This is a genomic window from Bradyrhizobium sp. 159 (assembly GCF_023073795.1).
Lineage (GTDB): Bacteria > Pseudomonadota > Alphaproteobacteria > Rhizobiales > Xanthobacteraceae > Bradyrhizobium.
Window position 1 is genome coordinate 135,128 of sequence record NZ_JADPKE010000029.1, and the last position, 13,071, is coordinate 148,198.

The 13,071-nt window shown below is 62.2% G+C and carries 10 protein-coding genes and 1 tRNA gene; 8 read left to right on the plus strand and 3 right to left on the minus strand.

From position 1 onward, the window contains the following. Positions 1 to 229: 229 nt before the first annotated feature. The 3 genes from IVA96_RS05790 to IVA96_RS05800 all read right to left on the minus strand — a co-directional run bounded on the left by IVA96_RS05790 (position 230) and on the right by IVA96_RS05800 (position 5,129). Positions 230 to 3,040, minus strand: coding sequence for a winged helix-turn-helix domain-containing protein (locus IVA96_RS05790; RefSeq protein ID WP_247416002.1), 2,811 nt, complete (start codon positions 3,038 to 3,040; stop codon positions 230 to 232). 294 nt (positions 3,041 to 3,334) lie between these two features. Continuing rightward, positions 3,335 to 4,342 (minus strand): aldo/keto reductase, encoded by a 1,008-nt coding sequence (locus tag IVA96_RS05795; RefSeq protein ID WP_247416005.1) that lies wholly within the window; start codon positions 4,340 to 4,342, stop codon positions 3,335 to 3,337. A 55-nt stretch (positions 4,343 to 4,397) separates the two neighbouring features. Continuing rightward, positions 4,398 to 5,129 carry an alpha/beta hydrolase gene (locus IVA96_RS05800; protein WP_247416163.1) on the minus strand — a complete coding sequence of 244 codons (732 nt, stop codon included), beginning with the start codon at positions 5,127 to 5,129 and terminating at the stop codon, positions 4,398 to 4,400. Positions 5,130 to 5,281: 152 nt separating this feature from the next. Between IVA96_RS05800 and IVA96_RS05805 the strand changes: the two genes are divergently transcribed. The 8 genes from IVA96_RS05805 (at position 5,282) to IVA96_RS05840 (ending at position 13,056) form a co-directional block, all read left to right on the plus strand. Next, entirely contained in the window at positions 5,282 to 5,443 is a 162-nt protein-coding gene (locus IVA96_RS05805; protein WP_247416008.1) for a hypothetical protein, read from the plus strand. Positions 5,444 to 5,491: 48 nt separating this feature from the next. Beyond that, complete coding sequence (locus IVA96_RS05810; protein ID WP_247416011.1) at positions 5,492 to 6,427, plus strand: AraC family transcriptional regulator; 936 nt, start codon at positions 5,492 to 5,494, stop codon at positions 6,425 to 6,427. 102 nt (positions 6,428 to 6,529) lie between these two features. Then, a complete protein-coding gene (locus IVA96_RS05815) occupies positions 6,530 to 7,201 on the plus strand; it encodes a type 1 glutamine amidotransferase domain-containing protein (protein ID WP_247416013.1) in 672 nt (223 codons plus the stop codon). Between the two features lie 176 nt (positions 7,202 to 7,377). Beyond that, positions 7,378 to 7,533, plus strand: a complete 156-nt coding sequence (locus IVA96_RS05820) for a hypothetical protein (protein WP_247416166.1) — start codon at positions 7,378 to 7,380, stop codon at positions 7,531 to 7,533. Positions 7,534 to 7,655: 122 nt separating this feature from the next. After that, positions 7,656 to 7,733: transfer RNA gene (locus tag IVA96_RS05825), tRNA-Met, on the plus strand. Positions 7,734 to 9,017: 1,284 nt separating this feature from the next. Further along, the gene (locus tag IVA96_RS05830; RefSeq protein WP_247416016.1) at positions 9,018 to 10,454 is read left to right on the plus strand and encodes a hypothetical protein; all 1,437 of its coding nucleotides are present in this window, start codon (positions 9,018 to 9,020) and stop codon (positions 10,452 to 10,454) included. Between the two features lie 232 nt (positions 10,455 to 10,686). Continuing rightward, positions 10,687 to 11,178 carry a hypothetical protein gene (locus IVA96_RS05835; RefSeq protein WP_247416019.1) on the plus strand — a complete coding sequence of 164 codons (492 nt, stop codon included), beginning with the start codon at positions 10,687 to 10,689 and terminating at the stop codon, positions 11,176 to 11,178. Positions 11,179 to 11,319: 141 nt separating this feature from the next. Continuing rightward, on the plus strand, positions 11,320 to 13,056 hold the full coding sequence (locus IVA96_RS05840; RefSeq protein ID WP_247416022.1) for an ATP-binding cassette domain-containing protein: 1,737 nt from the start codon (positions 11,320 to 11,322) through the stop codon (positions 13,054 to 13,056). Positions 13,057 to 13,071 lie beyond the last annotated feature (15 nt).

Genomic DNA, 13,071 nt, shown 5'->3' on the forward strand with positions numbered 1-13,071 from the left:
AACCAATCGCACTGATAGGTGCTTCCGGCAGAAGGCGATTGAGAAAACAATTCTGAGCGTCACTGGCTCAGACGCGTTTTCACACAGCCAAGGCCAAAAGCGGAAGTATCCGCGAGAGCAGCGGATGCCGGAGGCAATTACCGCCCTCCAGAAGTCGAGCAAATATCCAATTAGAACCCCTGATCCTTCTCGAGGATAGCTTGCCAATTGCATCAACTCGATTTCGGGATCATTTTTTTAAGAGTCCCACGCCACTCGTCCTATCCGCTATCTGAGTCAACAGTCGGGAGGCACGAACAAGGTCTTGCGTACCAAACCCTTCGGTAAATTCATCAAGGATCGGAGCGAGCAATCGAACCGCATTTGTCTCGCGGTCTGTCGCCGCCCAATGAGCGGCGATGTCGGTGGCGATCCGAAGCGCGAAGGTCAACGCGCCGATGGCGCGAGCTTCAGCCAGCGCCTGTTGCAACAGCTTTTCAGCGTGCACAGTTTCGCCGGCGTGGAGAAGGATCGATGCATTGACGCGCTGAAGTTCCGAGCGGCACCAGCGCTCGTCTTGCCGTTCCTGATGGTCGATGGCTCGCGTGATGGCATCACGCGCTTGCTCGATCCGCCCTTGCCGCAGATAGGCTCGAGCGAGGAAAGCCAGATAGCTGCCGATCCGCATCAGGAAGCGGCATTCGATCAGTTCGTCAATCGCGGCTCGAATATCCTCCACCGCGCGCGGATCGCCGCGCAAGTCGCGCAGGCAGGCGGAGAAATAGCGCTCGACTGAAACCCAGCGCGAGATGCGCTCGCGTTCCAGGTTGCGACGCAGCCGTTCTGTGAAAATCTCGAGCGCGTCAAGATCGCCGGTTTCGAGCGAGATAGGAAGTGCGGCGAGCCCAAGTGCGTTCGACTGCGACACCCAATGGCCCCCGCGGTCCGCAGCATCAACGGCGTCGCGCGCCAGCCTGGCGGCGTAGTCGGCCTGTCCCTGCATCCACGCTACAAAGGGCAGGTTGAAGCGGACGGTGATGAAGCGGTAGACCTCGTTCGCATCCTTGCGCGAACGGCCCTCGGCCAGCGAATGGGTTGCCGCGAGACGATCGAGAACCGGGCGGCTTTTGCTTAATTCGCCTGCAAAGGCGCGGGCCCAGGCCAAGGCCCTGTCGGCTTCGGATGTCGCCGTCAAATCGCGGTCCCGGTCAGCCAGCGAGGTGGCCTCCTCAAGATAGGTTATGGCACGCGCGACTTCGCCGATCTGCAGCAGGTAGAACGCAAAACCCACTAGCGCGCGCTGCTGATAGTCGATGCTGCCGGCGCGCCTTGCGAAGGCGATCGCATCGAGCCAGGCGACCTCGTTCTCATTCGAACTCTTGCGGGCGTAGAACAGGCTCCATCCGAGGGCACAGGCCAGCTTTGCCTTCGACAGATCGTCGCACGCGACGCTCTTGGCCAAGGCGAGTGCGCCCTCTAGCCGCGCCTGCGCCTCCGACAAGATGGAGGTTTCCGACCACAGAGTGATCGCCGCAACCGCAAGCCTGATGCCGAGGATGGCATCGCCCTGCTCGCCGAACGACCATGACAGCGCGGTTCTCAGGTCGGCTATGCGGCCAAGGTAACGCTCGGTCCAATCAGCCGGCTCGCGCCAGTTCCACTCCTCCTCGGACTGCTCGAACAGCGCAAGCATGCGCTCCGCATGGCGGCGCAGCGCCCGGCCGCACGCCGGATTGCACTGACGCCGCTCGGCGGCATAGCGGCGTGTACTGTCGAGCAGCCGGTAGCGCAGGCTCGCGCCCTGGGCCTGCGCGCTCAACAGTGATTTGGCGACGAGGCTGCCGAGTCCGGTCACGACGTCGACTGGCGTGAGCCCTGCCGCCTCCGCGACGAAGAGCGCATCCTCGACCTCGAACCCATCGCTGAACACGGACAGCAGGGCGAACAGCCTGGCTTCCTTCTGCGACAGCAGCCGGAAGCTCCATTCAATCGTCGCCATCAGGGTCTCATGGCGCGGCGGCGCGCCCTCGGCCCTGGCAGCGCTGAAACCGAGCTTCTGATCGAGGATGACCAACAATTCCCGGGGAGTGAACCTGCCGATCTGAGCCGCAGCCAATTCGATGGCCAGTGGAAGTCCGTCCAGCGAATGGCAGATCGCGGCGATGGCTTCGCAATCATCGTCGACGAACTCGTACTCCGACCATTCGGCGGCGCGGCGGACGAACAGCTCCACGGCCGGGAACCTGACAGCCTCATCAACCGACAGTCCCAGGCCAGATCTCGGAGAAGGTAGAGAGCCAAGCCGCACGACATGCTCAGAGGTGGTGCCGAGCGGCTCGCGACTCGTCGCAAGCAGCCGGGATGGCGATGTGTCCGTCATGAACTTGCTGGCAAAGATCATGGCGGCGGGCAGCACATGCTCGCAATTGTCGAGGATGAGCAGCATCTGCCGCGGTCTCAGATAGTCGAGGACAGCAGCCAGACCAATGTCCGTATTGCCTCGGATACCTAGTGCTGTCACCAGCGCCGCGCCGAACAGAGTAGGATCGGAGATCGTCGCGAGATCGACGAAGCAGACGCCGTCGCGATATCTTGGCGCAAACGCCTGGGCGACGGCCAGGGCTACGGTCGTCTTACCAATCCCTCCTGGGCCGGCCAAGGTCACGTGCCTGTCCTCAACGAGCAGATCGGCGATTTCGCCGATGTCGGCTTCGCGGCCGACGATGCCGCGCGGCAATGGCGGGTGCGAAAGGGGGAGCGGATCGGCCAGCGTAGGCTCCTCCTCGATCTCGCCGATCCCGACCCGGACATCGGCGATGAATTTGTATCCGCGCCGCGCCACGGTCGCGATGTAGATGGGCTCGATCTGGGTGTCTCCCAGCGAGCGCCGCAAGCTCCACATATTGACCTTAAGATTGCTGTCGTGGACGAACGTGCCCGGCCAGGCTGCCGCCATCAGCTCGTTCTTGCTGACCAGCTCGCCACGGCGTTGCACCAGCAGCCGCAAGAGCTCGAACGCGCGTCCGCCCAGTTTGACGGGGCGCTCGTCGAGAAGGAGCAACTGACGGCCGGGGACCAGTCGAAACGGGCCGAAGCTGAATGACAGCTCCTGTCGAGGTGCGCCCCGTTGCCGTGTGGCAGTCCGCATTGAGCATTGCCAATCGATCGAAGAGATCGACTGGTATTATCATGCGCTGCAAACTTGTTGAAGCGAGCCGTTTGGAAATTACACCAATGCCGCGCAAAACCGCTCGTGGTGGGGGGCTTCTGACTAGTTTTTAGGCTTGCCAGACCCGCAATGCGCATAATTTCGACGCTATCATTGGCGAGTTCCGAACTGGTCTTTCACTTGCACTCAGGCCGGGAGCGGAGCTGCGGGGTTGACGAGCGCCTCCAAACGTAGCTCGCGCCAGAAATCGGCGGGGATGACTTCCTCGAGCGCCGCGCGATCCTCGGCAATGCGGCCCGGACGGCTTGCTCCGGGAATGACCGCAGCCACCACCGGACTTGCCAGTGCGAACTGCAGGCCTGCCGCCTTCATGCTGACGCCGTAGCGGTCGGCGATCGCCTTGATCCGCGCCACCTTGCTAATGATCTCCGCAGGCGCCGGGGCATATTCGAAGTTCGGGCCGCCGACGAGTGCGCCGGAACTGTAGGGGCCGCCGACGATGATCGCGAGCTCATGCTCCGCAACCATCGGCATCACTCGCTGCAGCGCCCTTGCGTGGTCGAGCAGCGTGTAGCGGCCCGCGAGCAGGAAGCCGTCAGGGCGCGGCTCTTCGAGCGCGAGCAGCAGTTCGATCGGCTCGACCCGGTTGACGCCGAGGCCCCACGCCTTGATCACGCCCTCGTCGCGCAGCCGGTCGAGCGCTCTAAAGGCGCCCTTGCGTGCGCTTTCGAAGACCGAAAGCCATTCGTCGCCGTAAAAGTCCTGCGCCACGTCATGCACGAAGGCGATGTCGATGTGGGAGGTAGCAAGCCGCTTCAGACTATCCTCGATCGAGCGTAGCGTCGCGTCCCGGGAACAGTCGTTCACGATCTTGTTCGGACGCCCGTATTTGAAAACGTCCCCCTTCTCGCCGAGGTCGCGGGCGCCGACATCTTCGATCTCGTCCAGGATCAATCTTCCGACCTTGGTGCTGATGACATAGTCGCTTCGCGGCCGGCCTTCGAGCGCGGCGCCCATGCGGATCTCGGCAAGACCCGCGCCATAGAAGGGCGCGGTGTCGAAATAGCGGATGCCGTCGTCCCAGGCCGCATTCACTGTCGCGAGTGCTTCTTGCTCCGGGATGTCGCGAAACATGTTGCCGAGCGGCGCCGCGCCGAAGCCCAATCTTCCCGGCAGAATATCCTTGAGGGCCATGTTGCGAGTCCCTGTCTGCGGCAGGCAAGTCCGTCTGTGCGCGGCGCCGCCGGTGTCACTCGGTTGCGGACGTATCTGCGCTTTTGATGAACGCCGCGACTTCGCGCGGATGCGACAGCATCACCGCGTGGCTGCTTTTGATCTCCGTCACCTTCGCGCCCGAGCGCTTGGCCATGGTGCGCAGTAAGCTCGGAGGGATAATGTGATCCTCCATCGTCACCATGTAATAGGTCGGCTTCGTCTTCCAGGCCACGCGCTCGACCTTGGTCTGCACCGCCTGCAATCCAAACGGCAATTGCGCCGCAGCCATGAAGCGGGTCGTGGCCGGGTCGACACCGGCGGCGAAGGAGGTCGGGAATTTATCGCGGTCGACGAAGAGATAATTGCCTTCAGTGACCAAGGGACCCTTGTGCTCGCCGGGCGGCACGGGTGCTTCTGACAGCGTGCTGACCGACTCCCCGACATCGGGCGCATATGCCGCGAGATAGACCAGGCTCTGAACCTTCGGATTGTCGCCGGCTTCCGTGATGACCATTCCGCCATAGGAATGTCCGACCAGAATGACCGGATGCCGCGCCTTGGCGATCACGCGTTCGGTCTCCGCGACATCGTCTCGCAGCGAGATCGTCGGCTGCTGGACGACGAGCACTTCATAACCGGCATTCGAGAGGATGTCGTAGGTGTCCTTCCAGCCCGAGCCATCGACGAAAGCGCCGTGGACAAGGACGATGGATACGGTCCTCTCGGCCGCGACGGCGGTGGCGCCTTGGGCTGTTGCAATCGACATCGCAGCAAGCGCGGTGATAAGCGGCTTCATACCAGACTCCAATCATTGATACGGCGGCATTGCCGTTGACGGGCCCACCACTAGCCCACGCCGGCACTGCGGTATTTCCTATTACTGCGCGATGACCGACGCATCTTGCTCATCGCGGCGAGATGCTCTCCAAGGTGATCGAACGCATGATCCCAAGTCTCTGGTACGCCTGGCTTTTACCTCTTTTAACCGCGCCGCCTATGGACTTCGCCATCGCCGCTTGTGAGAAATTCGCTATCGGCGTGGCAGCGGCCGGGGCTGCAACTCACCACCGGATGGAATGATCGCTCGCGATACGGGGCCGGGATTCGCCGCAACTTGCGGAGGCCGTGATGGCACTCGTGACTCATGGAGATCAGAAGTATCAGAACAGCGAGAAGCTCGCGGCGGCCAACGACTGGCCGGGGCTGAGCATCGAGCATCGCAAGTTCGAAGCAGGGCGCCAGGCGACGCCCGTTCCCATGTGCACTGAGCTCGTCATGGTGCTGTCAGGCGGCGGGATGGTGTGTCGCGCCGGCAACGGTGAAGTCCAGAAGAGCCTCGCGCGCCCCGGCATGAGCTACCTCGTCCCGGTGGGGACGCAGGAGAGTCATCTCGAGCTTTCGGACCGGATGGAGTGTCTTCATCTCTACCTCCCGCCGGCGCTGCTGGACCAGAGCGCGCTTGCGGACTTCAATATCGATCCGGCAAAGATCGAGATCGCCTACGCCCACGGTCTGACGGACCAGGTGCTCTTCCACATCTGCTCGCCGCTTCGGGATTTGCTTCATCGTCCGCGCCAGTCGACTGACGCGCTGTTCGTGGAGGGAATTCAAGTCGCGCTCGCGGCGCATCTTCTGGGCAACTATACGATCGACCGCTGGCGCGCGCCCGACAGGTCTCCGTCGCTCGATCCACGGCGCCTGCAGCGCGTGCTCGACTATATCGAGGCTTATCTGGGAGACGAAATCAGACTCGAGGATCTGGCGGCTCAGGCCTGTCTCAGCCCCTATCATTTCTCCCGGCTGTTTCGCGAGGCGACCGGATTGTCACCGCACCGTTACGTGACCGATCGGCGCGTCCAGGCTGCGCGGCACGAACTCGCGGGCAACCGACTGTCCCTGGTCGAAATCGCCCTGGAATTCGGCTTCGGCTCGCAGGCAAACTTCACGCGCGTGTTCCGGAAGGCCGCAAGTCTTACGCCGGGGCAGTATCGCGAATTGTGCTGCGGCCAGATCGAGGTGAATGCCGATCGTTCCGATCCGGGGCACCGCAGGGATTGCTCATGATCCCGCAGGATTCGGAAATACGATTCTTGGCTGTCCGGGTAGGGTCGTTGCGACGACAGATCTAGCGCCTCGTCCTTTGTGGACTCCTCCAGGAAACGCATCATGACTCAACATGTCCTGTTTATCGTCAGCAACGCAGCGGTGATCGGTCCGCAAAACCGCAAGACGGGGTTCTTTTTCGCTGAGGTCGCGCATCCATTCGATGTTCTTGACAAGGCCGGTATCGCTGTCGAGTTCGCTTCTTTGAGAGGTGGATGGACGCCGTATGATGCTTACGACGAGAAAGATCCTGCGGAGAAAGCCTTCTTTGAAAGCAAGGCTTTTCGCCGCCTCAATCGCAGCCGCAAACTGGCCGAGGTGGATGCTGCGGATTTTGATGCCATTCTCGTGCCCGGCGGGCTCGGACCGATGGTCGACATCCAGCGTAACCTTATCGTTCAAAATGCAGTCGTGCGCGCCTGGAGCACGGGCAAGCTTGTGACTGCCGTTTGTCATGGTCCGTGCGCGCTTCTCGGGGTGGACCTTGGCGATGGCAAGCCGTTCGTGCAGGGCAAGAAGCTGACTTCGTTCTCGAAGAAGGAAGAGTTTGACTATGCGCGCGAAGACGTTCCCTACGAACTGGAAGATGCCTTGCGGGCAGAGGGCGCCGAATATACGTCCGTAGCAAACTGGCAACCCCACGTCGTCGTCGATGGACGCCTCATCACTGGACAGAATCCGGCTTCAGCTGGGCTCTTGGCAAAGGAGCTGCTGGCAGCACTGAGAAAATTGTGAAATAGGCAGCCGAACATCGCTGGCTGAAGTGAAGCCAGCAGTCACTCTGAAAAGGTTTGGCCGATAGCGATGCCGTCGAAGATCACTGCTATTCTGGTTGCTCACCCGGGCAAAAGCGTTGAGCTGAGAGAACTCTAGTCGGTCTGGCGCCGCATTGCAGGGCAGAGCCCGGTAATCTGCGGTGGGACGTTTGGCGAGACAATTCGAACGATCATTGTTGCGGCATTGATGAGCTGTACCGAGATGCGACAGCGGTCGAAGCACATCGCGGCTCGCGACATTGCCTGGCCTGCTTGGCCAGGTTCCCGAACGGGCCGAACGTACCGCAGTAATCGCGGAAGCCGTAGACGTGAAATGATCGGTGTCAGCGACCAGACTTGGACCGCACCAGTTTCGCACCAGAAACGAATTGATCAAACGACAACAAACGCGAACGAAGACAAACAAAAGCCAAGGGAAATCAACGGGCCAGATCGCTATTCCGCCGCTCATAACGGTCTGGTTGCAGGTTCGAGTCCTGCCGGGCCCACCAGTAAATCGATCATCACCACTTGGCAGGCTTTCGTTTTTCCCTTGCTGCAACAGAAACGCCGCGCGCTGCCGCTCATTGCTCGCTTCAATGGTTATCAAACTCCCGCTTAACGTTCGATCTAGCGAGCCTCCCCGCGAGGTCGCGTCTTGACCAGCATCAGCCTCTGGCAAGCGAAAGAAAGGTGGGGCTGCGGCACGGCCCAGCGAGTGGTTCGGCTCGCTCTCAAGACGGAGACGAGCCCCAAGGCCATCAGCAGCATGCAAAGCCAGGTCCAGCCCTGCCCGCCATCACCCGCCTCGGCGGTGGAAAAGGCGAGCGGCGTCGCCGAAGGCGCCGAGGCGGCAACCGCGTCACTGGCGGCCGGAGCGGCCGCCAAACGTGCATCCACGTCGACTTGGCGCGACGCGATTTCGTCCGGCGTGAGCCGGTCGGCGCGTTTGGAGAGGGGGCCGGCGACACGCGGGTCGCAATCCCGGTAGCAAGGATGGGACCGGCATCAACCACCTGCACGGGCGCGGACGGGCTCGGCCGAGACGTATCCACCGCTGCGGAGCGCTGCAGCTCCGCGCGCGCATCTACCATCGCCTTCCGCTTGCGCGCTGCGGACTTGTTCTCTTCGGCCGCGGCGGCACGATATCTGGCGGCGCGATACCGAACCGGCATCTTCACCGGCTCTGTCCCTTCGGCGACCTGGAACCAGCATCTGCGCCGGCCTTCCACCCGATAGACCCAGCGCTGGCCGTCGGCGGTCGACCTGCCGGGCCGCGACAAGCACTTCACTTCCGCGACTTCCGCGGAACTGGGCGCAGAGGCTGTCGCGGGACTGGCATTGAAGAATCCAGAAAATGGGTTCGAAGACGCTGATGACGTCGGGAGGCCTGCAACAAGTACAAAAGCGGCGAAACAAAATCGCAAATGACCGGACATGGAAACCCCGGTGTTGCGCCCCTGCCCGAACACGAGCTTTGGCCGTGACCTAGGTCGCAATGCGACTTAAGTCGGGCATTGCGGTGGATTGGTTTTGGCCACAGACCCTACGACGACCTCTCCACCAGCCCGATCGTCCATTTTCGCCATCCCCTCAAGGTCGCACTTCCAAGCTCGGCCCGCGCAAGCTTGCAAAGGCTGTAGCCCACCCGAACGGATGTAGCCGTTGTTACGGGTGCCCGACGAAGCGCCATATCCGAACTGACGACTGGGCATTCGACCTTCCCGGGATGACATTGTGTCCGGAGCGCAGAACCCGTCCGATCGCGCGGAGCGATCGCGATGAGGGAGGCTACGATGGATTTTTCGCGGATGTCGGATGGAATCCGGCTGCATCACGCCTCGCATCACCACGATGGCTACGATGGCGAGCGCGGACCGGGCCCTGGGCCGAGTGCTTCGTTAGTAGCTCAGGTCGGCGGTGGCGCTCTGCTCCATGGTCCGGGCCCTCTTGCGGGTCAATTTGCTGGTCCTGGAGCCCACCACGCGAGCGCGAACATCCAGCATCACGAGGCCGACCCGGTTCAATCCAAACATCCCACATCGGGGGTCGACACGGGCGGCCACGCCGGCAACCACGCTGCGGCGGGCCTGGACGTTTCGTCCACGAAGCCTGCAGCCGGCGCATCACATCCAGGGACGGGCATTGCTTCGGTCGAGAGTGGGGCGAACACGGCTGGGAACGGCGGGGGTGGCTACTTTTATGGAGGGATCATTCACGCGTCCCTGCTGATCTATGAACCGATCAACATCTCGGTGAGTATGGGATACGGCTCGGTCGCCCTTTCCAACCAGCCCAACAATTTGAATGTCGATCAATCCGCTCTTCAGGTGGCCGGCGTCGGCGGCCATGGCGGCAATGACAACATTGTATCGGGAGGGAGCGTCAGTACGTCCTTGGGCGGCGGCGTGATCGCGAGCGGCGACAACAGCGCCGGAAACGGCGGCAGCGGCTATTTCTCGGGTGCGATCGTGGACGCTCCCGTGGTGATCTATCATCCGATCAACATTGCCGTGGCGGGTTCGGGCGGCACTGCGCTTGCAAGTCAATCGAACACGGTCCACATCGATCAATCGGCCACTCAGGTCGCGGGCGTCAGCGGAAGCGGTGGAAATGCAAACGTAGCCGCCGGCGGCAGCGTCATCACGCTCGACTCCAGTTGGGGATCAAGCAACGGAGGGGGCGTCTTCGACGTTCAAACGGGCGGAAGCCAGGCTGGCAATGGCGGCGATGGCGCGTTCTATGGCGGGCTCGTCCATACTTCCTTCGTACTGTACGACCCGATCAACATCGCAGTCGCGGGCTATGGTTCCAACGTTTACGCGGTTCAGACAAATGACGCCTACGTGGATCAATCCATCATTCAGATCGCCGGCATTGGCGGGTACGGCGGCAACGGCAACGCCGCGGCGGGCGGCCATGCAAGCCTTCTCTCCCACGGCTTGTGGGGCGGCTCCGACACGATCGCGACCGGTTCGAACGGCGCAGGCAATGGCGGCAAGGGCTATTTTGCCGGCAGCCTGATCGATGTCAGCGTCGCGATCTATGCACCCATCAACATCGCAATCGCGGGTCCGCATTCGACGGCCGTAGCCGATCAGGTCAACAACGTGCACATCGACCAGAGTGCGATCCAGATCGCCGGACTTGGCGGGGACGGCGGCCACGGCAATCTCGCGCTGGGTGGCGATCTTTCCGCCCACCTTCTGTCGGATCTTCACCTGCTGGGATAGCGAAATATCGCGCCGCTCGCACAAGCCCGATCGCGAGCCGCGTCGACACTCTGCGCATGCAAGCTCGCCCTGCGGGCTCTCCCGGATGTTTCGAGTTCCGATGTTGCGCGACGAATGTCGTACTTTCGTACGTAGGTCGACCAAACCGGATGGTGTCCGATTTGACATCTATCGCCATCGCGCCTGGGCGGATCAGACTTTGCCGCGCGCGTCCGCCCGATCGGGATGGACGATGCGCGAAGCCAGCAGAAAGAGGGAGGCTCAAATGTTGCCCAAAGCGATCAGCATCTCGGACTCGATCGAATTCAAATCGATCAGCACCGGTGGTCAAAGTGTCGGAAATGGAGGCGACGGCACCTTCAAGGGAGCCATCATCAGCAAGCCGACGCTCAACTTCGATCCAACCAACAAGGCGGAAGGTGCCGACGTGCACGTGAGCACCGGCGATCACGTCAAGCAGACGGCAGATTGGGATGCCGGCGGGGCCAACGCGAAGGCCTCGTGGTTTTCGAAGGCCCATGGCGGAGACGCCGAGTCGAACGGAAGCCAGAAATCCTACAGCGGTCACGATACCTCCAAGGTATACGCCAATACGGATGCGACCCAGATCAACAAGGTCTGGGTGGATCAGCACCAGGAGGTCGTGGCCGGCATCGGCGGCAATGGCGGAGACGGCAACGCGGCGGTGGGCGGAGAGGTGAGCTTCCATCTCGATACGTTCTGACCATCGGCTCGTCCGACTGGCAGGACCGGTGGCTTCCGCCACCGGTCCTGACGCTCGAGCCAATACCCCGCCGATACCGTTGGCAGATGACGTTAGCCATCGGTCAAGTGCGCCGGACCTCGATTTCAGGCGGTAACGATCATGCTGATGCCGCCCCTTCAATGGCCTATCCTGCCGCAGATCCGGACGCCACTGCACGCGGCCCTCCGGTCCTGCGCGGGACCGCTCGGTCTCGTATTCGCCTATAGCTGCAGCTACAACCTGCTTCTGTTTGCGCCCTCCATCTATCTTCTTCAGATCTACGACCGGGTGTTGTCGAGCCGGAGCGGCGACACGTTGCTTCTGCTCACGCTTATTGTCGCGATCACAGTGGTCGTGGGCGGCGTGTTCGATGCATTGCGGCGCGCCGTCCTGGGACGCCTTGGCGCCTGGCTCGACGATCGCCTTCGTCCTTGCGTGCTTTCGGCCGGCCTCGAATCGGCGTCTCGCAGCGACTCGACGCAAGCGTCGGGCGCATATCGGGATCTCACCGTGCTGCGCCAGTTCGTCGAGTCCGGCGCATGCACGCTGCTGTTCGACGCGCTCTGGGCGCCCTTGTTCCTCCTTGTCCTCTTTCTGATCCATCCCCTGCTTGGCGTGGTGGGCGCCTGCTGCGTCGCCTTCCTGTTCGCGCTCACGGTTGCCGGAGAGCTGGTCACGGAAGACGTTCTGCAAAGATCCGGCGCCGCACTGTCCAGAAGCTGCGGCCGCCTCCAGACGGCCGCGGGCAACATCCACATGATCCGCGCCATGGGAATGTTCGACAGCGCAGCGCGCATGATTCACCGTGACGCGCAGCACGCGCGCAGGGAGCACGATGTGGCACTCCGGCGAGGCGAGATCGTCATGCTGGCCACCAAGCCGGTTCGCGCGCTGTCGCAGGTCTTGATCATGGGGGCTGCCGCGTGGCTCGTCCTCGATCACGGGAAGAGCCCCGCAATCATATTTGCTTCCACGCTGATGTTCAGCCGGGCGCTCGCGCCGGTCGAAAGTGCGCTCGCTGGCTGGAAATCACTCGTAACGGCCCTGAGCGCCTGTCAGCGGCTCGGCGCACTTCTCGCCGCATTCCCCGTCGCGCTGCAGCAGAGCGCGGAGGTTTCTCCGCCGCAGGCGCGAAGCGGCCTCGTCGTCGACAATGTTAGCGTGCGGCTTGCGGGGACCGACCATGTTCTGCTGAACGGCGTCTCGTTCAGCCTCATGCCCGGACAATGCCTTGGCATTATCGGTCCGTCCGGGTCAGGCAAATCCTTGCTCGGCCAGGTGATCGCCGGGCTATCGATGCCAACGGATGGCCGTGTCCTCCTCGACAATACCGGCGTCCCGCTGCTTCGCGAGGGCCGAAACGGCGACCGCCTTGGATATCTCCCCCAGGATATCAACCTGCTCGGCGACACGATCAACGACATCATCGCACGCCTTGAAGATGCCGACCGGCGGGAGGTCGTCGAAGCGGCCAAGCTCGTCGGAATCCATGGGGCGATCATGCGCCTGCCGCAGGGTTACGACACGATGGTTCACAGCGAAACAAACTTCTCGCGCGGCTATCGGCAGCGCCTCGGACTTGCCCGCGCCTTTTTCGGCAGTCCACGCCTCATCGTTCTCGACGAACCCAACGCCAGCCTCGACTACGGGGGCGAGCGAATGCTCCTGGATGCCATCGAGCGCATGAAGCTCGCAGGTGTCATCCTTGTCGTCGTCACTCACAGGATGGGTCTCCTCGCAGCCACGGACAAAATTGCCATCATGGAAGACGGTGCGATCGCCGCATTCGGCGACAGCGAGGACATCTTTGAACGGCACTTGAGCCGCCCCCAAGTTACTTCGCAGATTGCGCCATGATTTGGAATTCTCTCA